General features: G+C 60.7%; 18 protein-coding genes. 9 read left to right on the top strand and 9 right to left on the bottom strand.

Features of this window, described 5'->3' with window-relative positions; genetic code table 11:
- Positions 1-37 precede the first annotated feature (37 nt).
- From QD336_RS11465 to QD336_RS11445, 5 genes are all read left to right on the top strand, one after another.
- Positions 38-1,225, top strand: a complete 1,188-nt coding sequence (locus QD336_RS11465) for a M20 aminoacylase family protein (RefSeq protein WP_499170741.1) — start codon at positions 38-40, stop codon at positions 1,223-1,225.
- A gap of 21 nt (positions 1,226-1,246) precedes the next feature.
- Entirely contained in the window at positions 1,247-1,792 is a 546-nt protein-coding gene (locus tag QD336_RS11460; protein WP_499170740.1) for a GNAT family N-acetyltransferase, read from the top strand.
- 13 nt (positions 1,793-1,805) lie between these two features.
- Entirely contained in the window at positions 1,806-3,617 is a 1,812-nt protein-coding gene (locus QD336_RS11455; protein WP_499170739.1) for an amino acid ABC transporter permease/ATP-binding protein, read from the top strand.
- Positions 3,618-3,639: 22 nt separating this feature from the next.
- Positions 3,640-4,578 carry an ABC transporter substrate-binding protein gene (locus tag QD336_RS11450; RefSeq protein WP_499170737.1) on the top strand — a complete coding sequence of 313 codons (939 nt, stop codon included), beginning with the start codon at positions 3,640-3,642 and terminating at the stop codon, positions 4,576-4,578.
- A gap of 125 nt (positions 4,579-4,703) precedes the next feature.
- On the top strand, positions 4,704-5,639 hold the full coding sequence (locus QD336_RS11445; RefSeq protein WP_499170736.1) for an ABC transporter substrate-binding protein: 936 nt from the start codon (positions 4,704-4,706) through the stop codon (positions 5,637-5,639).
- A 71-nt stretch (positions 5,640-5,710) separates the two neighbouring features.
- Here the strand turns inward: QD336_RS11445 and QD336_RS11440 are convergent, their stop codons facing one another.
- Positions 5,711-7,036, bottom strand: a complete 1,326-nt coding sequence (locus QD336_RS11440) for an NAD(P)/FAD-dependent oxidoreductase (protein ID WP_499170734.1) — start codon at positions 7,034-7,036, stop codon at positions 5,711-5,713.
- 230 nt (positions 7,037-7,266) lie between these two features.
- Here QD336_RS11440 and QD336_RS11435 point away from each other — a divergent pair, with 230 nt between their 5' ends.
- Complete coding sequence (locus tag QD336_RS11435) at positions 7,267-7,743, top strand: Lrp/AsnC family transcriptional regulator (RefSeq protein WP_003506856.1); 477 nt, start codon at positions 7,267-7,269, stop codon at positions 7,741-7,743.
- A gap of 191 nt (positions 7,744-7,934) precedes the next feature.
- On the opposite strand, the gene QD336_RS11430 is transcribed toward QD336_RS11435, so the two are convergent.
- From QD336_RS11430 to QD336_RS11400, 7 genes are all read right to left on the bottom strand, one after another.
- Entirely contained in the window at positions 7,935-9,590 is a 1,656-nt protein-coding gene (locus QD336_RS11430) for an ABC transporter ATP-binding protein (RefSeq protein WP_269342718.1), read from the bottom strand.
- Positions 9,587-10,441 (bottom strand): ABC transporter permease, encoded by an 855-nt coding sequence (locus tag QD336_RS11425; RefSeq protein ID WP_269342720.1) that lies wholly within the window; start codon positions 10,439-10,441, stop codon positions 9,587-9,589. The genes QD336_RS11430 and QD336_RS11425 overlap by 4 nt, the downstream gene beginning before the upstream one ends.
- Positions 10,441-11,391, bottom strand: coding sequence for an ABC transporter permease (locus tag QD336_RS11420; protein ID WP_499170732.1), 951 nt, complete (start codon positions 11,389-11,391; stop codon positions 10,441-10,443). The genes QD336_RS11425 and QD336_RS11420 overlap by 1 nt, the downstream gene beginning before the upstream one ends.
- Positions 11,392-11,483: 92 nt before the next feature.
- On the bottom strand, positions 11,484-13,094 hold the full coding sequence (locus QD336_RS11415; protein WP_269342722.1) for an ABC transporter substrate-binding protein: 1,611 nt from the start codon (positions 13,092-13,094) through the stop codon (positions 11,484-11,486).
- Positions 13,095-13,187: 93 nt separating this feature from the next.
- On the bottom strand, positions 13,188-13,901 hold the full coding sequence (locus QD336_RS11410) for an HAD-IA family hydrolase (protein WP_269342724.1): 714 nt from the start codon (positions 13,899-13,901) through the stop codon (positions 13,188-13,190).
- A 256-nt stretch (positions 13,902-14,157) separates the two neighbouring features.
- Positions 14,158-15,531, bottom strand: a complete 1,374-nt coding sequence (locus tag QD336_RS11405; RefSeq protein ID WP_499170731.1) for an aspartate aminotransferase family protein — start codon at positions 15,529-15,531, stop codon at positions 14,158-14,160.
- A 14-nt stretch (positions 15,532-15,545) separates the two neighbouring features.
- Complete coding sequence (locus tag QD336_RS11400; RefSeq protein WP_499170730.1) at positions 15,546-16,382, bottom strand: GNAT family N-acetyltransferase; 837 nt, start codon at positions 16,380-16,382, stop codon at positions 15,546-15,548.
- On the opposite strand from QD336_RS11400, the gene QD336_RS11395 reads away from it, so the two are divergent.
- From QD336_RS11395 to QD336_RS11385, 3 genes are read left to right on the top strand one after another with little or no spacing between them, the layout of a single operon-like run.
- Positions 16,381-16,698 carry a hypothetical protein gene (locus QD336_RS11395; RefSeq protein ID WP_269342730.1) on the top strand — a complete coding sequence of 106 codons (318 nt, stop codon included), beginning with the start codon at positions 16,381-16,383 and terminating at the stop codon, positions 16,696-16,698. The two genes, QD336_RS11400 and QD336_RS11395, sit on opposite strands and share 2 nt — an antisense overlap.
- A 7-nt stretch (positions 16,699-16,705) precedes the next feature.
- A complete protein-coding gene (locus QD336_RS11390; protein WP_269342732.1) occupies positions 16,706-17,374 on the top strand; it encodes a haloacid dehalogenase type II in 669 nt (222 codons plus the stop codon).
- Between the two features lie 16 nt (positions 17,375-17,390).
- Positions 17,391-18,665, top strand: a complete 1,275-nt coding sequence (locus QD336_RS11385) for an NAD(P)/FAD-dependent oxidoreductase (RefSeq protein ID WP_269343498.1) — start codon at positions 17,391-17,393, stop codon at positions 18,663-18,665.
- 246 nt (positions 18,666-18,911) lie between these two features.
- Here QD336_RS11385 and QD336_RS11380 read toward each other — a convergent pair whose 3' ends face one another.
- Positions 18,912-20,369, bottom strand: a complete 1,458-nt coding sequence (locus tag QD336_RS11380) for an NAD-dependent succinate-semialdehyde dehydrogenase (protein ID WP_499170728.1) — start codon at positions 20,367-20,369, stop codon at positions 18,912-18,914.
- Positions 20,370-20,382: the final 13 nt, after the last annotated feature.

The raw sequence follows: 20,382 nt of genomic DNA, 5'->3' as shown, positions 1-20,382 counted from the left end.
ACGCGGCGCGAAAAGGCGCTGCGCAGGAGACAGAACCATGAATATCCGCATTGACGGCGCGCGTCCGCAGGACGACGCCGAACGGGGAATCCTTGCCTTCATCGAGGAAAGCATCGCGATCCGGCACGATCTTCACCGGCATCCGGAGCTTTCACTCAAGGAGACGCGCACGGCGGCGCTCATCGCCCGTTATCTCCTGTCTTTTGGATATGAGGTGACGGAGGGGGTCGGCGGCCATGGCGTTGTCGCCACGCTGAAACGTGGCCATGGTGAAAAACGTCTCGGTATCCGCGCCGATATCGACGCGCTGCCGATCCATGAAGAGACCGGCCTTGCCTATGCCAGCGAAACACCGGGCGTGATGCATGCCTGCGGTCACGATGGCCACACGGTGATCCTGCTCGCTGCCGCCCGTTATCTTGCCGAAACTTCGAATTTTTCCGGCACGCTGACGCTGATCTTCCAGCCCGCCGAGGAAATCGGTGCCGGTGCGAGGGCGATGATAAAGGACCGGCTGTTCGAGCGCTTTCCCGTCGACGCCGTCTTCGGCCTGCACAATTGGCCGGGTGTCGAAACCGGCCAGTTCGGCTTTGTCGAAGGCCCGGCCATGGCATCGGTCGACAAGGCGCAGGTGCGGATCGTCGGCAAGGGCGGCCACGGCGCCGCACCACATGAGACGGTCGATCCGGTTCTCGCCTCGGCGAGCTTCGTTACCGCGCTTCAAAGCATCGTCTCGCGCAATGTCGATCCGCGTGAGATGGCGGTGCTGACGGTCGGTTCCATCCATGGGGGAACCGCCTCCAACGTCATTCCCGAAAGCGTGGAGCTGCAAATTACCGCGCGTGCCTTTTCACCTGCCGTGCGCGACAGGCTGGAGGAGCGGCTTCCGGCCCTTGCCAGAGCACAGGCGGAAAGTTTTGGTGCAACGGCGGATGTCTCCTATTCGCGTGGTTTCCCGCCGGTCATCAATCACGCCCAGCAAACGGCTTTCGCCCGCGATGTCGCCAGACGGCATTTTCCTGCTGCACAGATCGCCGAAGCCTTTCAGCCTCGGACGGCGAGCGAGGATTTTGCCTTCATGCTGCAGGAGCGGCCCGGTTCCTATCTCTTTGTCGGCAATGGCGAAAGCGCGCCGCTGCACAGCCCCCACTATGATTTCAACGACGCGATCATCGCACCGGCAGCACGCTTCTGGGTGCGCCTGGCCGAAGCCTACCTCTCCTGACGCAAAATTGAGGACAAGGACATGAGCGACAGTTTTCTCTACACATCGGTCACGGATCCGCTCGCAACCCCGCTTCTGGACGAGTTGCTGTTTGAATATGACAGCCGTTACGGCACCTTTTTCAACGCGGAAGGGGCGCGAGCCGAGCTGAACAAATATCCGCCGGAGGCCTTCAGTCCGCCTTCGGGCAATTTCCTGCTGCTCCTGCGGGACGGCAAGCCGATCGCCGGCGGTGCCTTCATGCGCTACGACGATGAGACCGCCGAGTTCAAGCGGGTCTGGACCCATTCCGCTCATCGCCGGCAGGGGCTTGCAAAACGCGTGCTGCGCGAACTGGAAGAGCAGGCGGTCCGGCAGGGTTATGCCCGCGTCTATCTGACCACGGGTTTCCGCCAGCCGGAGGCGGTCGGTCTTTATCTCACCAATGGTTACCGCGCGCTCTTCGATACGGCGGCCGACCCCGAGACGATCAAGTCTCTGCCCTTCGAAAAATGGCTTTCCGATACGGTTCTGGACGGATCGTCGATACCGGCTGCCCGGTCACAATCTTCCCCGGCCCACCCCTGAAAGGCCCGTTCCAATGACAATAGCCTCTGATTTTCCGCATGTTGCATTGAACGAACCGAAGGCCGCTCCGGTTGAGAGCGGGCTGGCCAAAGGCGGTTATTCCCATTTCCGCATCGTCCCGGCCCGGTATCCGCTGCGGACGGTGGGCACGGTTTTCTCCGTTCTCGTCATCGCCGCCGTCCTTCATTCGGTTTTCGGCAATCCGCGCTGGGGCTGGGACGTGTTTGCCGAATGGTTCTTCGCCGAACCCGTGCTGGTCGGCCTTGGCCGGACGCTGCTGCTCACCGCGCTCGGCGCCCTTTTCGGTTTCGTGCTGGGAACGCTGCTTGCGCTTGCCCGCGTTTCCCACTCGCCATTGCTGGTTGCCGTCTCCTGGACCTATATCTGGATTTTCCGGTCTATCCCGCTGATCGTGCTTCTGCTGATCCTCAACAATCTCGGTTATCTCTATGAGACCGTAACGATCGGCGTGCCCTATACCGGCATCAATTTCTTCAGCTGGAATACCACTCAGCTGATGACGCCCTTTGCGGCTGCCGTTCTGGGGCTGACGCTCAATCAGGCCGCCTTTGCATCCGAGATCGTGCGTGGTGGTATTCTCTCGGTCGACCAGGGCCAGCTTGAGGCGGCTGCCGCACTCGGCCTGCCACGCCGGCGACAAGCTTCCCGCATTGTTCTGCCGCAGGCGATGCGCTCCATCCTGCCGACCGCCTTCAACGATATCATCGGCCTCGCCAAGGGCACGTCGCAGGTCTATATCCTCGCGCTGCCGGAACTGTTCTACACGATCCAGATCATCTATCGCCGCAATCTGGAAGTGATCCCGCTCCTGATGGTCGCGACCGTCTGGTACCTGGTGATCCTGACCGCGCTTTCCATCGTCCAGCATCATATCGAACGACATTTCTCGCGTGGTGCGCTGCGCAATCCGCCACCCTTGCTGTTTGTCACGATCTTCCGCACCTTCCTGCCGCGCAAATCCGCGCCTGAGGCGGTGGAAACGGTCGCGGCCAAGCCCGAGCGTACGACACCGGCCCGTGCCGCGAGCTTCCAGCTCGGTAATCGTGGCGGTTCGGTCAATATCCACGGGGTTTCGAAATCCTTTGGGTCGCTGAAGGTGCTTGACGATATCAGCCTTTCCATTCCGGCAGGCAGCGTCACCACCATTCTCGGCCAGTCCGGCTCCGGCAAGTCGACATTACTGCGCTCCATCAACCATCTGGAACGCGTGGATGATGGTTTCATCGCCATTGATGGCGAGTTGGTCGGTTATCGCCAGAAGGGCGACACACTCTACGAATTGAAGGAGCGCGAAATCCTCAAGCGCCGCGCCGAAGTTGGCATGGTGTTCCAGAGCTTCAATCTCTTCCCGCATCTGACCGCACTTGAAAACGTCATCGAAGCGCCGGTCGCGGTTCGCGGCATCTCGAAAGAACAGGCCGAGGCCGAGGCGCGTGATCTTCTGGCCCGTGTTGGCCTTGCCGACAAGGCCGGGGCCTATCCCCGCCAGCTTTCCGGTGGGCAGCAGCAGCGCGTGGCGATTGCCCGGGCCTTGGCGCTCCGGCCGAAGGTGCTGCTCTTCGACGAACCGACATCGGCGCTCGACCCTGAGCTGGTCAACGAGGTGCTGGACGTCATCAAGGAACTGTCCCGCTCCGGCGTCACCCTCATCATCGTCACCCATGAAATCGGTTTTGCCCGCGAAGTCTCCGACAGCGTCGTCTTCATGGAACAGGGGCGCATCCTCGAAACGGGCACGCCGGAAAAACTGTTCAACAGCCCGGATCATCCCCGCACCGCCGAATTCCTCGCAAAAGTCCTCTAATCAAAAACAAGGAAACACTCACATGGCATTTTCATCGAAATTATTATCCCTGCTCGCGGCTGGTCTTTTCACCGCCACCGCCTCCCTTGCCCCGGCCGCGCATGCGCAGGAGGTGGACCTGTCGCCGGAGCAGAAGGGCCGGGTTCGCGCCGAAAAGGTGGAAGAGGCGATCAAGCTTCTGCCTGCAGGCCATAAATTCATCGCCAATGGAAAGCTGACGGTTGCGACCGTGCCGTTCCGCCTGCCGCTGGTGGATTATGCGAGCGATACCAAAACACCGATCGGCGTTGAGCCGGATATTGCCCAGCTGGTCGCCGACAGCCTTGGGCTGGAGCTGCAGCTGGTTCCGATCGCCTGGGCGGACTGGCCGCTTGGTCTCTCTTCCGGCAAATATGATGCCGTTACCTCCAACATCACCGTGACGGAAGAGCGCAAGCAGAAGTTCGATTTTTCCAGCTATCGCAACGACCTGCTCGGTTTCTACGTGGGTAATAACAGCAAGGTCACCTCAATCGGTAAGCCCGAGGATGTCGCCGGGCTGAAGGTCATCGTCGGCGCCGCCACCAATCAGGAGCAGATCCTCTTGAAATGGATCAAGGAGAACAAGGCGAAGGGATTGGCCGATACCGATGTGCAATATTACGACGATCAGGCCGTGCTTGATGTCGCCCTGCAATCCGGCCGCGCGGACGCCTATCTCGGCCCCAACGCCACTTCGGCCTTCCAGGCGGCAAGCCAGAAGAAGACCAGGCTTGTCGGCACCTTCTCGGGCGGCTGGCCGGAAGCGGCGGAAATCGCCGTTGCCTCGAAAAAAGACGCCGGCATTGCCCAAGCCATCACGGCGGCACTGAACGCCCAGATCAAGAACGGCAATTACGGCAAGGTTCTCGCCCGCTGGAACCTCGGCTCGGAAGCAATCACGGAATCCCGCACCAACCCGCCCGGCCTGCCGAAGAGCTGAGCGCGAAGCCCAAAGGCTGAACTGCCAAATGCTGAGTTGAAGGTGGGACATCACTCAGCCGGTAGCGCGGGCATCCTCCCGCCCGCGCTACCCTCTGTCCCGCAATCCTAATCGGGAAGCACACAATGACCTTTATCTCTCGTTTCGCCACGGTCACGCTCGGCGCTTTTCTTTCGGTTGCCGGTTTCGGCTCGGCTTCCGCCAGTGATGTCTTCGATCTCTCGCCGGATCAGCCCGGCCGCATCAGGGTTGAAAAGGACCCCGGCGCGATTGCCGCCGTGCCTAAGGATTTCAAATCCGTCACGCCGGGCAAATTCACCGTCGCGGTTTCCCCGGGAGGGCCACCACTGGCCACTTATGCAACAGACGCCAAGACGGTGGTGGGTGCCGATCCTGAATATGCGCTTGCGGTAGCAGACAGCCTTGGCCTTGAGCTCGAGCTGGTGGCGGTTGCCTGGGCGGACTGGCCGCTTGGCCTTGCTTCGGGAAAATACGATGCCGTCATCTCCAATGTCGGCGTGACCGAGCAGCGCAAGGAGAAGTTCGATTTCTCCACCTATCGCCAGGGCCTGCACGGCTTTTTCGTCAAGTCAGACAGCGGCATCACCGCCATCAAGGAGCCGAAGGACGCCGCAGGTCTGAGGATCATCGTCGGCGCCGGCACCAATCAGGAGCGTATCCTGTTGAAATGGAGCGACGAGAATGTCGCCGCCGGATTGAAGCCGATCGAGCTGCAATATTACGACGACGAGGCCACCCGGCTTGTGGCGCTTTCGGCAGGACGGGCGGATGTCATCGTCCAGCCGCATGCGCAGCTGGTTTTCATCGCCGCGCGTGACAAGACCATCAAGCGTGTGGGAACCCTCTCCGCCGGCTGGCCGGAGCGTTCCGATGTCGCCATCACCACGCGCAAGGGGTCGGGCCTCGCCGATGCGCTGACGCTTGCGACCAATGATCTGATCAAGAGCGGCGCCTACGCGAAAATTCTGGATCGCTGGCAGCTTTCGGAAGAGGCCCTGCCGGAATCACGCACCAACCCGCCCGGCCTGCCGAAAAGCTGATTGCCCGAATAAATGCGGTGGACGGCAATATCCGCGGGTTCCGGCCTGCGGATATTGTTTCATCAGTACCTTCAGAAATCTGCGACTTTGCCCCAGGCCGAGCCCTGGAAACGGCTGGGATGATAGGGAGCAGGGTCGACGATCGGGTTTGAGCCCGTCACGATATCGGCGATCAGATGGCCGGCACCGGGCCCGATGCCGAAACCATGGCCGCTGAAACCGGCGGCGAGGATGAAGCCCGGCAATTCACTGGTTTCGCCGATGGCAGGCACCCCATCCGGCGTGCTGTCGATGAAACCGGCCCAGGTGGCGGCAACCCGCGTCTTGTTCAGCGCCGGCAGAAGTTCCAGCGCCCTTTTGTGGGTTTCCTGGATGGCAGCGGCATTGGGTTTCGGATCGAGAATGCGCACCCGCTCCATCGGCGTCGGCGCATCGAGCCGCCAGCGCTTAAGTGTTTCATGGCCGCCGCGAATGCCCTCTAACCCGCCCGGCCGCAGGCTGCGCCAGCGCTTCAGGAACATCGGAACAAATTCGCGGGCGAAGCGCATCTGCTGCGCTGTCGGATCAATGCGCCCCAGCCCGCTGATGGCAAGCGTGTAGCCGCCATTGTGCCGCTTCGTTACCGAAACGGCGGCGGTGTGCAGCGCATCCGGCAGGCCTTCCGCACCCGGCGTGACGGCCAGAATGGAAGAGCGAACGGAAGCCTGCGGAAAACGAATGCCGAGTTGGCGGCAGAAGGAGGAGGCCCAGGCCCCACCGGACATGATGGCGGTTTTGGTGCGGATGGTGCCTTTTTCGGTGACGACGGCGCTGACGCGACCGCCCTCCGTTTCCAGTCCCCGTGCGGCGCAGTTCTGATGCACGGTGCCGCCCAGTTTAATGATGGCGCGCGCAACGGCGGGTGCCGCCATGGAAGGATCTGCCGTGCCGTCGGTGGGCGAAAAGACGCCGCCCTTCCAGCGTTTTCCGGTGGCACGGCCGCGTTCGCTGGCCTCGTTGGCGCTCAGCATATGGGTCGTCACGCCGGCCGTGATGGCAAAATCGCGCCAGCGCGCCCAGCCTGCAAGTTCCGCCTCGTTGTCGCTCAGGTAAAACAGCCCGCAGCGGCGAAAACCGGTGTCTTCGCCGCTCTCAGCGGCAAATTGTTCCCAGAGTGCCAGGCTCTGGGTCGAAATCGGCAATTCGCGGGCATCGCGGTTCTGCTGGCGGCACCAGCCCCAATTGCGGCTGGATTGCTCTGCCCCGATCAGGCCTTTTTCGACCAGCGCCACTTTCAGGCCGCGCCGGGCGAGGTAATAGGCCGCGAAAACACCGACAATGCCGCCGCCGATAATGACGGCGTCCGCGGATTTCGGCAGTTCCGGCGATGTCGTGATCTGTTGCAGCGGGGCGGGCATGGTCGGACTCCTTATATTCGTCCTAATTTACCTCAGCCGGCGTGTAAACGCTGCCAGACTGGGCCTCTTGCCGGAATCTCCTGCTGTTCGGCGATGCTTCTGCAACTCTTTATGCTGCATCAAAAAAATATCCCCACGTCGACAGGGTCCGCCCATGTGATAAGATTTCCGTCAACGCGCCAGAATTTTATGCTGCGCTTTACAAAAACAAAAAAGGGGTTCCACACATGATGAAACTTGACCGGATCGACATCAAGATCCTGTACGAACTGCAGAAAAACGGTCGTATCACCAATGTCGAACTGGCGGAGCTCGTCAACCTGTCGCCCAGCCCCTGTCTGATGCGGGTGAAGAAGCTGCAGGCCGAAGGTTATATCGAAGGTTATTCGGCGCAGATCAACATCAACAAGCTCGGCCAGACGCTGACGGTCTTCACGGAGATCACGCTCAAGAATCACCGCCAGATTGATTTCGCCCGTTTCCTTGGCGTTGTCGAAAAGATCGACCAGGTGGTGGAATGCCACCTCGTTTCCGGCGGTTATGATTATCTGCTGAAATTCGTCACCTCAGGCATCGTCGAATATCAGTCGATCATGGAGCGGCTGACGGATATGGATGTCGGCATCGACAAATATTTCAGCTTCGTGGTGCTGAAATCGCCGATCATCAAATCGCATATGCCGCTGACCAGCCTGTTTCCGCTTTGAGGCGGAGGAGGGGCCTCGGCCGTCCGCAGAACCGATGGGTTTGGCAAGGTTGTTGCATCCCCACTCCGTCACCCCGGACCTGATCCGGGGTCCAGCGCGATCAAGTCTTTGATCGAAAAATCGTCTTTCCACGGCACAGACGCGCCGTGGCTGGATGCCGGCTCAAGGCCGGCATGACGAAGGAGAGTTTCTCACCGCTTAGAAAACGCCCGCACCAGCTCTGCATCCTGCTGAAGATTGTCGAGCCATGTCGGGTCGAGTTTCGGCACCGAGGAGAAGAGCAGTTTCGAATAGGGATGGGTGGGCGATTTGATCGCTTCCGTTTCCAGATGCTCCACCTTCTGCCCACCATACATCACAACGATTTCGTCGCAGATGGTCTCCACCACCGAAAGATCGTGGCTGATGAAGATATAGGACAAGCCAAGCTCACGCTGGAGTTCTCCCAGAAGATCGATGATCGCGGCCGCGACCACGGTATCGAGGGCCGAGGTGATTTCATCGCAGATGATGAGCGACGGTTCGGCCGCGAGCGCCCGGGCGAAATTGACGCGCTGTTTCTGGCCGCCCGAAAGGCCGGAGGGGTGGCGATGGCGCACCGAGCGCGGCAGCTTCACCATATCGAGAAGCTGGTCGATCCGTGCGTCGCGGGCCTTGCCCTTCATGCCATGATAAAAGGTCAGCGGCCGGCCGAGAATATCCTCGATGGGTTTTGACGGGTTGAGTGCCGTATCCGCATATTGGAAAACGATCTGCATGCGGCGCAGCTGGTCGCTGGTCCGGCGCCGGGCATCGGCATCCAGTTGCTTGCCTTCGAAGACGACATGGCCGCTTGCCGCCGGCAGGATACCGGCAATCGCGCGCGCCAGCGTCGATTTCCCGCAGCCGGATTCGCCAATAATGCCGAGATTGCGGCCGGGGTAGACCGACAGGCTGACGGTATCCACCGCGCGCACCAGCGGCATCCGGTCCTCGCCTTTGGTTCCATAACCGGCGATGAGCTTGTCGATGTTCAGCAGCGGTGTGGCCTGCTCCTGTTTAGCCGGGGCGATGACGCGCGCCTTATCGTGAAAGGCTGTCAGCAGTTCCTTTGTATAAGGATGCTGCGCATTTTCGAGAATATCCTTTGTGGTGCCGGTTTCCTGCACCTCGCCGCCTTTCAGCACGACGATCCGGTCGGCGATCTGGGCGACGACGGCGAGGTCGTGCGATACGTAGACGCCGCCGATGCCGCCCTTGCGCATGGCCGATTTGAAGGCGCGCAGAACCTCGATCTGGGTCGTCACATCAAGGGCGGTGGTCGGTTCGTCGAAGATTACCAGCTTCGGATCGCCAATCAGCGCCATGGCGGCGGAAAGGCGCTGCAACTGGCCGCCGGAGACCTGGTGCGGGTAACGCTCGCCGATGGTCTCCGGGTTTGGCAGTGACAGGGCCTTGAAAAGTTCCACCGCCCGGGCGCGCGCTTCCTGCGGCGGCATCAAATGGTGGATGCGTGTGACTTCGATGACCTGATCGATGATCTTCTGCGCCGGGTTGAAGGCGGCGGCGGCACTTTGCGGCACATAGGTCACTTTCGTGCCGCGCACCCTGGCACGCTCGGCTTCCGAAAGCTGCACCATGTCGCGGCCCGCGACTTTTACGCTGCCGCCGGAAATGCGGCAGCCAGGCCGGGCATAACCCATCAGCGTCAGCGCGATGGTGGTCTTGCCGGAGCCGCTTTCGCCGATCAGCGCGACGATTTCGCCATCGGCGATGTCGATGTCGACGCCCTTGATGATATCGATGCGGCGGCCGGAATCGGTGGTCGCTTCGACCTTCAGTCCGCGAATTTCAACGAGATTGCTCATGCTTCGCTCCTGTCGCGGATTTTCTGCGGCAGATTGTCGATCAGCAGGTTGACGCTGATCGTCAGGCTGGCAATGGCCAGCGACGGGAAGATAACGGCCGGTGCCGCAAACGGCAGGCCGCCGATATTTTCACGCACCAGCGCACCCCAGTCCGCATTTGGCGGCTGCAGGCCGAGGCCGAGGAAGGAGAGGCCCGACAAAAGCAGCACGATGAAAACGAAACGCACGCCAAGATCGGCAAGCACCGGACGGATGATGTTCGGCAGGATTTCCGAGCCGATGAGGTAGAGCAGGCTTTCGCCGCGCACACGGGCGACGGTGACGAAATCCATGGTGTTGACATTCACCGCCAGCGCCCGGGCGAAACGATAGGCACCCGGCGTATAGATGACCGAAAGCGTGATGATCAGCACCGGAATGGACGAACCGACGGCGGCGACGACCACGAGGCCGAACAGCTTGCTTGGAATGGAATTCACCGCATCCAGAAACCGGCTGAGGGCGGCATCGAACCAGCCGCCGATGACGGCCGCGCACATGCCGAGCACAACGCCGGACACACAGGCGATGGTGACGGCCGCCAGCGAAATGCCGACCGTGAAGCGTGCCCCCATCAAGATGCGGGAGAAGACGTCACGGCCGAGATAATCGGAACCAAGCCAGAGATCGGAGGTCATCGGCCCGAAATAATCGAAATCGACGATTTCACCCACCGGATGCGGAATGAGATAGGGCGCGAAAATCGCAACCATCGCCCAGAGAAAAATGACGAGAAAGCCGAAAACGCCGACTGCGTTGATCTTGTAACCCAAACGCGAAGTTCCCTGATATGTCTTGATATGATCGGTCATCAGCGCAGCCTCGGATTGGACATGATGGCGATGATATCCGCTGTGGTGATGAGGAGGAGATAACCGACGCAGAAGATCATCGCGCAGGTCTGGATCAGCGGCAGGTCGCGGGTCGCGACGCCATCGACCATCAGCTTGGCGATACCGGGATAATTGAAGATCGTCTCGACGATGATGACGCCGCCGACAAGGTAAGAAAGCGACAGTGCCACCGCATTGACGATGGGGCCGAGCGCATTGGGCAGCGCATGGCGCAGCACGATGCGCATGCGCGGCGCGCCCTTCAAGAGCGCCATTTCCACATAGGGCGTATCGAGCGTTTCGATCACGGCGGCGCGGCTCATGCGGATCATCTGCGCCGAGACGACGAAGGTGAGTGTGATGACCGGCATGGCGTAGACGCGGAGCACATCGAAGACCGAGTGAATCTCGCTGACCAGCGACAGCGCCGGCAGCCATTTCAGGTAAACGGCGAAAAGCAGGACAGCGAGTGTGGCGATCATGAATTCCGGCACCGAGATGACGCCGATGGTCAGGATGGTGACGGCCCGGTCATACAACGTTCCGCGCAGCATGGCGGAACTGATGCCGAGTGTGAGTGCCAGCGGCACGGCAATGATGGTGGTGATGCCGGCCAGTTTCATGGAGTTGACGAAACGCGGACCGATAAGATCGGCAATCGCCATGTTGTTGGCATAGGAGGTGCCGAGCTCGCCGTGCAGCAGGCCGAAGAGCCAGCGCACGAAGCGCAGAAGGGCGGGGTCATCCAGATGCATGGCGGTGCGCAGGCCGGCCACGGCCTCCGGTGTCGCCGCCTGGCCGAGAAGGATCGTCGCCGTGTCGCCCGGCAGCAGGCTGGTGGCGGAAAAGACGATGAACGACACGATCAGCAGCGTCGTCAGCATGACGACCAGCCGCCTGACGATAAGGGACAATATACGGCTGTTCATTCACATGCTCCTGCGATCTGCCTGATGGTGGAGACTTCCCGCATGCTGCGGAAAGTTGCCGGGCGTTGTTTCACGCCCGGCTCCATGGTTTATCAGGCTTCGAGCCAGACGTATTCCGCAAAGGCGTAACCCATCATGCCGCCGAGCGGATTGGCCTCCAGGCCCTTCAGCTTGGAGCTGATCGCGTCCACATTGGTAAGGTAGGCAGGGATGATGGTGCCGGCTTCGTCGGCGATCATCGTCTGCATTTCGAAATAGATCTGCTTGCGCTTTTCGAGATCGAGCAAACCACGCGCTTCAAGCATCAGCTTGTCGAATTTCGGCGACTTGTACTGGCTTTCATTCCACGGCGCATCGGATGCGTAAAGCAGCGAGAACAGGATATCCGGCGTCGGGCGCGGGTTGATGTTGCCGAAATGGATCGGCGCCTTCAGCCAGTAATTGCTCCAGTAACCATCGGCGGGAACACGCTGTACGTCCAGCTTCATGCCGATTTCCGCAGCCGAGGCCTGGATGATCATCGCCATGTCGATGGCCGAATTCGCCGCATCCGAAGTGATGACCGGAATGGACTGGCCGATGACGCCAGCCTTTTCGAAGTGGAACTTCGCCTTGTCGGGATCGAAGGCTTTCGGCTTGAGGTCGGGATTGTGATAGGGGCTCATCGGCGGGATCGGCTGGTCGTTGCCCACTTCGCCGAGACCACGAAGGGCCGCCTTGACGATCTGCTCGCGATTGACGATCGACTTCATGCCGGCAATGAAATCGGCCTTGTTGCCGGGCGCCTGGTCGAGACGCATGTTGAGATTGGTGTAGTTGCCAGAGGTTCCCTTCGACAGGGTCACACCTTCCTGCTTGTCGAGCAGGCGAAGCGCGCGCGGGTTGATGGCGGCTGCGAGCTGGATATCACCGGAAAGAAGGGCGTTGACGCGGGCATTGTCGTCCGAGATCGCGAAGAACTCGAAGCTGTCGACATGCGGTCCGCCGGATTTCCAGTAATTGGTGTTCTTCGACATGATCGAGCGCACGCCCGGTTCGAATTTTTCGAGCTTGAAGGCGCCGGTGCCGTTGCCCTTGGAAAAATCGGTCGTGCCGTCGGCGACGATCATGAAATGGTGCATGGCAAGGATCGTCGGCAGGTCGGCATTGGCGCTGGCCAGCGTGATCTCGACCGTGCTCTTGTCGACTGCCTTGAAGCCGGTCATCTGCGCGGCGATCTTGGCGACCTTGGAGCCGACGGCGGGATCGAGATGGCGCTTCAGCGAATAGACCACGTCATCGGCCGTCAATGCCTTGCCATCATGGAAGGTGACGCCGGAACGCAGCTTGACCGTCCAGGTCTTGGCGTCCTTGGAATCGATGGATTCGGCAAGTTCCATCTGCGGCGTGCCGGAAGCATCGAGGAAGCTCAGCCGGTTAAAAAGCGCGCAGCAACGGACATAATCCGTCGAAAGCGAGGCTTTTGCCGGGTCGAGCGTATCGGCGGTGGAGGAGGACCAGCCGGCCGCCTTCAGCGTGCCGCCCGATACCGGTGTTGCGGCCACGGCCTTTGAGGCGCGGCCGAGAATGGCCGAGCCGGCGGAAAGGGCAACGCCGCCCGCCAGCATCATGTGAAGCAGCTCACGCCGCGTCGCACCGCGGCGGATCGCCTGTTCAACGGCGGCATCGTCGGAACGGGTCCAGTTGGTAATTCTGTCACTCATGGTCTTCCCCTTTTGTATGATTTGTTGAAATGCGTCAGCAGAAATGTCCGGCATGCCGCATCCCAGTTCGCGGCAGGCCATGGGCGGAGCGGTTCAGCCGCCCGTTTGCCTCGCGGCCCCGGCAAGGCCGGCCATCGAGGTGAAGTGGTAATCCGGCTCGGTGAAGTTTTCCGGCTCGATCGTGCCGCCATATCCCTTCTGGGCGTGGCGGCGCTCGATCCAGCAATTGGTCATGCCGAGTTTCCGGGAAATGCCGATATCGTGGTACTGGCTTTGCGCGACGTGCAGAATGTCGTCCTTCGATGCGCCCTCGCTTTCCACAAAGGCGAACACCTTTTCGAAGAAGGCCGGGTCCGGTTTTTCCGTGCCGGTGTCATCCGCTGTGAAGGCGGCGTGAAAGGGATTGCCGAGCTCCTTCGAGAAATATTCAAAGGCCCAGCGCTGGGCGTTGGTCATGGCGATGAGGCGGTGCGTCTTTGCAAGCTCGGCCATGGCGGCGCGGCTGTCTTCAAAGCTTTTCCAGCTTTTTGCCGCGTCCCGCAGGCGCTCGCCGAGCGCGCGTTCCGCCGGCAGGCCGAGTTCGGGAGCGATGATCAGGTAAACGCGGACGAGATCGTCCGGAAAAAGGTCTGTCGCATCGGAATAACGGGCTGCGCGATAAAGCGCGAGCGCCTTTTCACCATCGACCTCCACGCCGTGTTCCGTGCCGATCTCGGCAAGCGTCGCTTTCAGACCGCCTTCGAAATCGATGAGTGTTCCCACCACGTCGAAGCTCATATATTTGAAGTCGCTCAGTTTTTTGGGCAATGTCGGTCTCCGCTTCGCCGCTTCGGCCTCTTGGGGAGCCTGCGGCAGATTATTCTGTTCCCGGACGGGATCCTTGCCCCGTTCCCATTTGTGATTACGCCCTTTTTTATGGCGTTTAGTGCCGTTTGCATTGATAGTTTGGCACTTCCAGCACGTTGGATACGCCGAAATGGATCGGCTGTTCGGCAGAATATTGCGAATATGCGGTGCGTTGCGACATTTCGAGAGGGTGCCGCAACGCTGCCCGCTTTTCCTCTCAGGCCATCGCCGCCCGCACTGCGGGGTCTTCAAGCGTCTGATCGAGCGTCTTCAGCGTCCGCTCGACGATGGCATCGATTTCGTTATCGGTGCAGCAGAGCGGCGGCGCGTAGCCGAGGATGCCGTTCGCGAAGGCGCGCACAATGAGGCCGTTTTCCCAGGCGCGGTCGAAAACTTTTCGCGCGGGGGTGGCTGCGGCCGGCAAGGGCGTCTTCTTGTCCTTGTCGGTCACGAGTTCGATGGCGGCCAGCATGCCCCGGCCGCGTACATCGCCCACCAGCGGGTGGCTTCTCAATCCTTCAAGGCCAGCCATCAGCCGTTGACCGGCACGGCGGCCATTTTCCAGTAATCCGCCTTCATAAAGTTTCAGCACTTCGAGACCGACGGCGGCGCTGACGGGGTGGGCGGAATAGGTATATCCGTGCCCAATGGCTGCCTCGCCCGCGAAGTCGGCAATTGTATCATAAACATGGTCTGCCATGAAGACGGCGCCCATTGGCACATAGCCGGAGGTGAGGCCTTTTGCGGCGGTGATGAAGTCGGGCACGATGTCCTCGTCAGCACAGGCAAAGAGCGGTCCCGTGCGGCCGAAACCGGTGATGACTTCATCGGCGACGAACAGAATGCCATAGGAACGGCAGAGCTCGCGCATGGCCTTGATCCAGCCCGGCGGCGGCACCAGGACGCCGCCCGAGCCCTGAATGGGTTCGGCATAAAAGGCGGCGACCCGGTCCGGGCCGATGGCCTCGATCTTGTCCTTCAGAATTTGCAAAGAGGATGCAATGATGGCGGCTGGATCGCTGCCTACCGGATTGCGATAGGCATAATGCGACGGAATTTTGTGCTGCCAGTCATAGGGCACACCGAAACCCGCATGGAATGCGGGCAGGGCGGTGAGGCCCGAGCCGGCGGTGGTGGAGCCGTGATAGCCCTGTTCGATGGAAATGAACTGGTCGCGCTGCGGCTGGCCTTTCGCATGCCAGTAATAACGGATGAACCGGATTGTGCTGTCCACGGCATCGGAACCGCCAAGCGTGAAATAGACGTGGTTGAGATCTCCCGGCGCGCGGTCGGCAAGTTCCGAGGCCAGCCGGATCGCCGGTTCGCTGCCAATGTCGAAATAGGCGGTGGCATAGGGCAATTCACGCATCTGCTTTGCCGCCGCTTCGACGATGCTGTCGTGCCCGTAACCGGCATTGACGCACCAGAGGCCGGCAAAACCGTCGATCAGCTGATGGCCGGTCATGTCGGTGACGGTCGCGCCGCTTGCCGATTTCAGCACCCGCACGCCGAGCTTTTCATGGCCGCGGAAGGAGGAGACGGGGTGCACCAGATGGGCGCGGTCCAGTTCGATCAGTGAATTGCTTAACATGGGTCTCTCCAGATTCAGCCGAGTGCCTGGCTGGTCAATGCGAAGGTTCTGAATTTCTTGTCGGCTGAGATGTCGGCTTTCCGCCGGCGCATGGCGATGCCGCCGCCGACATGGGCAAGGCCGCGTTCGGCCAGCCAGGGGGCAAGGCCAGTATCCACCGTGGTATCGACGCGCAGGAATGCGCCCGCCCGTTCGGACAAGATGAAGGCAATCAAATCTTTTGCGATTTCAACATTTTCCGCCACGACCGGGCCGATGACTTCACCACGTCCGAAGGCGCGCAGGGCGGCAAAACCCTTGATGACGCCCTGTTCCCGCACAAGCGCGAAACGCGCCCGGCTGGCAAGTTCCGCAAAGAGCGCCGCGCGATCCGCGCCGAAAGCCTGCGCATCCAGCGCCGCAAGTCCGGCCGGGTCAACACTATCCACCCAGGCCACGCCGACCGGGCGTTCGGCCGCAGAAGGAATGCCTTGATGCTGGCGCACCTCGCCGCAGGCGGCGAAGCCAAGTTTTTTGTAGAGCGGCAGGCCGTCGGCCGTGGCGACAAGACGGCACTCGCGATTTTCCGCTGCATCCAGCGCCGCCTGCATCAGCTGGCGCCCGAGGCCGCGGCCGCGCATGCTTTCATCCACGATCACCATATTGACGGTGGCGCAGGTCTCGCCGAGCAGCGTCGCCATGGCGGTTCCGACAACACGGCCGTCTTCAAGGGCGACGAAACCTTTGCTTAAGGAGAGGACCAGCGCCCAGTCTTCTTTCCGGTGCGGCCATCCGGCCTGACGGGAAAGTTCAACGGCCGCATCGAGATGCTCCGGTTGAAATGGTTGGATATCGATCAGGCTCGCTTGCATGCCGGAACTCCGTTTGTTCTCACTCTTCATTGATAGACTGATGCCGGAAGAAGATTGTCCCGACAAATGGGAAGGTTCGATATGTTTCGCTGTTGCTTTTATCCACCGCCGCATCTTATGCCGCATCCTGTCCGCGCCAGCCGGTAAACCTGGGGCGGGCGACGGCTTTCGGTTTGCCCCAACGCAACTCTCTGCCAAACTGGCGGCTGCATACGCAACAATCTGCTTCCGCGAATGGCAATTGCGGTGCGCCGACCGGGCAAAGGCTTTCTATGATCAGTTTATTCCGGCACGGCCGATCCCCAAGCAAGGATGACGACGACATGACCATCTTCCGCCCGAAATACATCTCCTTTGATTGCTACGGCACGCTGATCAATTTCCAGATGGCCGAAGCCGCCCGCGATCTCTATGGCGATCGCCTGGACGAAGCGCAGATGCAGCAGTTCATCAAGAATTTCGCGGCTTACCGTCTGGACGAGATCATGGGTGCCTGGAAGCCCTATGCCGAGGTGGTCCATAATTCTCTTTCGCGCAGCTGCAAGCGCAACGGCGTTACCTTCAAGGATGAAGACGCCACTTTCGTTTACGAGCGCGTTCCAACCTGGGGTCCGCATGCCGACGTTCCGGCCGGTCTTGCCAAGGTGGCGAAGGAAATTCCCCTCGTCATCCTGTCCAACGCCATGAATTCGCAGATCATGTCGAATGTCGAGAAACTCGGCGCGCCTTTCCACGCGGTCTACACCGCCGAGCAGGCGCAGGCCTACAAGCCGCGTTTCCAGGCGTTCGAATATATGTTCGACATGCTGGGCTGTGGGCCGGAGGACATGCTGCATGTCTCTTCCTCCTTCCGTTATGACCTGATGTCGGCCCATGATCTCGGCATCAAGAACAAGGTCTGGGTCAATCGCGGCCACGAGCCCGCAAACCCCTATTATGGTTATGTGGAAATTGCCGATATTTCCGGTCTTGCGGGTGTCGTCGGACTGTAAGGAAAGGACCATGACCATGAAGCTCGTCTCCTACTGGCACGACACCGCTCCCCTGTTTTCGGGAGCGGCGGAGGGACCTGTGGAGGGCCACTATGATGTGGCCGTCATCGGCGGCGGTTTCACCGGTCTCGGTGCGGCGCGCCAGCTCGCGAAAGCGGGTGCGCGCGTGGTTGTCCTCGAAGGGCAGCGGGTTGGCTGGGGTGCCTCCGGCCGCAATGGCGGGCACCTCAATAATGGTCTTGCCCACTCCTATCTTTCCGCCAGGGCGGAACTCGGCAAAGAGCGCGCCATCGCCCTTTACAGGGCGCTGGACGATTCGATCGACACGCTGGAGGCGTTGATCGCGGAGGAGGGTATAGACTGCAACTTCCGCCGCTCGGGCAAGCTGAAGCTTGCTTCCAAGCCGCAGCATTTCGAAGGCCTGGCGAAAAATTTCGAAGCGCTTCACGCCGAGGTCGATCCAGATACGGCGCTTTTGTCCGAGGCGGATCTGAAGGCGGAGATCGGCTCGCCCTTTTACGGCGCGATGCTCTCGAAGAAGAGCGCCATGATGCATATGGGCCGTTATGTCGCCGGCCTTGCCGAGGCTGCCAGCCGTCATGGCGCGGTGATTTTCGAAAATGCGGCTGTGACGAAACACACCCAGAACGGCAAACTTCATGAGCTCGAAACCCCGCGCGGCACGGTGACGGCCGACAATGTGCTGGTCGCGACCGGCGCTTATACGCCATCCGGCTTCGGTTATTTCCGCCGGCGTATCATCGCCGTCGGCAGTTTCATCATCGCCACGCGGCCGCTGACGGATGCCGAGATCAAGGCTTCGGTTCCGGGCAACCGCACCTATGTCAACTCCATGAACATAGGCAATTATTTTCGTCTGGCGCCGGATAATCGCTTGATCTTCGGCGGCCGAGCCCGTTTTTCCGCGACCTCGGACCAGCGTTCGGATGCCAAGAGCGGCGCGATCCTGACGGAAAGCCTGCATCGCATCTTTCCTCAGCTTTCGCATGTGCCGATCGATTATTGCTGGGGTGGTCTGGTCGATATGACCAAGGACCGTTATCCGCGTGCCGGTTTTCATGACGGCGTGTGGTATGCCATGGGCTATTCCGGCCATGGCGCGCAGCTTTCCACCCATCTCGGCATGATCATGGCCGACGCCATTCTGGGACGGCCGGACAGGAACCCGCTGAAGGGGCTCGATTGGCCGGCGGTGCCGGGTCATTTCGGCAAGCCCTGGTTCCTGCCGCTGGTGGGTTATTATTATAAGATGCTGGACAAGTTTCAGTAGAAGGCGATGGCCTTCCGTCAGACAAAGCCTCACCCAGATTTGACGTCATCCTCGGGCTTGTCCCGAGGATCCAATCATGTCTCGTAAAATCAAACCGTTGCAGATGCTCGGGACAGGCCCGAGCATGACGAGCGAGGGGAGGTTTTCGGACTTTGCATCAATCGCACTGCGGCCTCAGGGCCGCTTTTTTGTGTAAAAAAGAAGGGCCGCAGAGCGGCCCTTTAGGCGGGGAGGAAGAAGCGGGCGTCAGGCAAGCCCACCGATATGAAACGCCTTGGTCTCCAGATATTCCTCGATACCGACCTGCGCGCCCTCGCGGCCGAGACCGGATTGCTTGACGCCGCCGAAGGGGGCGACTTCGGTGGAGATCAGCCCGGTATTGAGGCCGACCATGCCGAATTCCAGTGCTTCACCCACGCGCCAGGCGCGCTTGAGGCTTTCGGTATAGAAATAGGCTGCAAGGCCGAAGGGCGTGCCATTGGCGATGGCGAGCGCTTCTTCTTCCGTTTCGAAACGGAAGAGCGGCGCGACCGGCCCGAAGGTCTCTTCGCTTGCCAGCTGCATTGCCGTCGTCGCGCCCGTCAGCACCACGGGTGCGGTATATTGCGGGCCTTCCGGCAGATTGCGCGGCCTGGTGATGATGGTTGCGCCCTTGGCAACGGCGTCATCGATATGGGCGCGAATTTTCGCGATGGCCGGTTCGTTGATCATCGGGCCGATGGAGACGCCCGCTTCCGTTCCGGGGCCGACCCGCATGGCGTCGACGCGATCCGCCAGCTTTTTCGCAAAGGCGTCGTAAACGCTCGACTGCACGAGAATACGGTTGGCGCAGACGCAGGTCTGGCCGCCATTGCGGAACTTCGAAACGAGCGCGCCTTCGATGGCGAGATCGAGATCGGCATCATCAAAAACGATGAAGGGCGCATTGCCGCCGAGTTCCAGCGACAGCCGCTTGACGCTATCGGCAGCGCCGCGCATCAGAAGCGAGCCGACGCGGGTGGAGCCGGTGAAGGAAATTTTCCGAACCGTCTCGTTGGCCATGATTTCATTGCCGATATCCGTCGGCATGCCGGTGACGATGTTGATGACACCTGCGGGAATGCCCGCCCGTTCGGCGAGCACACCAAGCGCCAGCGCCGAATAGGGCGTGAATTCCGACGGCTTGATGACGACGGTGCAGCCGGTGGCGAGCGCGGGCGCAACCTTGCGGGTGATCATCGCATTCGGGAAATTCCACGGCGTGATGATGCCGCAGACGCCGACAGGCTCCTTTAGCACCACGATGCGCCGGTCCGGCGTTGGTGAGGGAATGGTGGTGCCGCCGATGCGCCGGGCCTCTTCCGCAAACCATTTGACGAAGGATGCGCCGTAGCGGATTTCGCCCTTGGCTTCGTTAAGCGGCTTGCCCTGTTCGATGGTCAGGATCAGGCCGAGATCGTCGATATTCTCGATCATCAGCGCGAACCATTTTTCAAGCAGCGCGGCACGCTCGGCATGGGTCTTTTTCTTCCATGGCCCGAAGGCGGCGTTGGCGGCCTCGATGGCCGCGCGGGTCTCTGCGCCGCCCATATCCGGCACAGTGCCGATCACCGCCTGCGTCGCCGGATCGGTGACATCCACCACCTTGCCCGATGCTGCCGCTTTCCAAGCGCCGCCGATCAAACCCGTCTGGCGAAAGAGTTCCTTGTCCTTCAAGCCCTGCATCATAATTCTCCGA

The sequence above is a fragment of the Rhizobium sp. BR 250 genome, from assembly GCF_047445855.1.
GTDB lineage: Bacteria > Pseudomonadota > Alphaproteobacteria > Rhizobiales > Rhizobiaceae > Agrobacterium > Agrobacterium tumefaciens_I.
Note: the sequence above shows the minus strand (reverse complement) of the source record. Positions and strands in the feature narration are given on the sequence as shown.

What these genes read in the sequence shown, in the direction of transcription:
- QD336_RS11455 (WP_499170739.1), top strand. Translation starts at nt 1,806, where the DNA reads ATGACAATAGCCTCTGATTTTCCGCATGTTGCATTGAACGAACCGAAG.
- QD336_RS11465 (WP_499170741.1), top strand. Translation starts at nt 38, where the DNA reads ATGAATATCCGCATTGACGGCGCGCGTCCGCAGGACGACGCCGAACGG.
- QD336_RS11385 (WP_269343498.1), top strand. Translation starts at nt 17,391, where the DNA reads ATGAAGCTCGTCTCCTACTGGCACGACACCGCTCCCCTGTTTTCGGGA.
- QD336_RS11435 (WP_003506856.1), top strand. Translation starts at nt 7,267, where the DNA reads ATGAAACTTGACCGGATCGACATCAAGATCCTGTACGAACTGCAGAAA.
- QD336_RS11420 (WP_499170732.1), bottom strand. Translation starts at nt 11,391, where the DNA reads ATGAACAGCCGTATATTGTCCCTTATCGTCAGGCGGCTGGTCGTCATG.
- QD336_RS11460 (WP_499170740.1), top strand. Translation starts at nt 1,247, where the DNA reads ATGAGCGACAGTTTTCTCTACACATCGGTCACGGATCCGCTCGCAACC.
- QD336_RS11415 (WP_269342722.1), bottom strand. Translation starts at nt 13,094, where the DNA reads ATGAGTGACAGAATTACCAACTGGACCCGTTCCGACGATGCCGCCGTT.
- QD336_RS11430 (WP_269342718.1), bottom strand. Translation starts at nt 9,590, where the DNA reads ATGAGCAATCTCGTTGAAATTCGCGGACTGAAGGTCGAAGCGACCACC.
- QD336_RS11405 (WP_499170731.1), bottom strand. Translation starts at nt 15,531, where the DNA reads ATGTTAAGCAATTCACTGATCGAACTGGACCGCGCCCATCTGGTGCAC.
- QD336_RS11400 (WP_499170730.1), bottom strand. Translation starts at nt 16,382, where the DNA reads ATGCAAGCGAGCCTGATCGATATCCAACCATTTCAACCGGAGCATCTC.
- QD336_RS11440 (WP_499170734.1), bottom strand. Translation starts at nt 7,036, where the DNA reads ATGCCCGCCCCGCTGCAACAGATCACGACATCGCCGGAACTGCCGAAA.
- QD336_RS11395 (WP_269342730.1), top strand. Translation starts at nt 16,381, where the DNA reads ATGCCGGAACTCCGTTTGTTCTCACTCTTCATTGATAGACTGATGCCG.
- QD336_RS11390 (WP_269342732.1), top strand. Translation starts at nt 16,706, where the DNA reads ATGACCATCTTCCGCCCGAAATACATCTCCTTTGATTGCTACGGCACG.
- QD336_RS11380 (WP_499170728.1), bottom strand. Translation starts at nt 20,369, where the DNA reads ATGCAGGGCTTGAAGGACAAGGAACTCTTTCGCCAGACGGGTTTGATC.
- QD336_RS11425 (WP_269342720.1), bottom strand. Translation starts at nt 10,441, where the DNA reads ATGACCGATCATATCAAGACATATCAGGGAACTTCGCGTTTGGGTTAC.
- QD336_RS11445 (WP_499170736.1), top strand. Translation starts at nt 4,704, where the DNA reads ATGACCTTTATCTCTCGTTTCGCCACGGTCACGCTCGGCGCTTTTCTT.
- QD336_RS11450 (WP_499170737.1), top strand. Translation starts at nt 3,640, where the DNA reads ATGGCATTTTCATCGAAATTATTATCCCTGCTCGCGGCTGGTCTTTTC.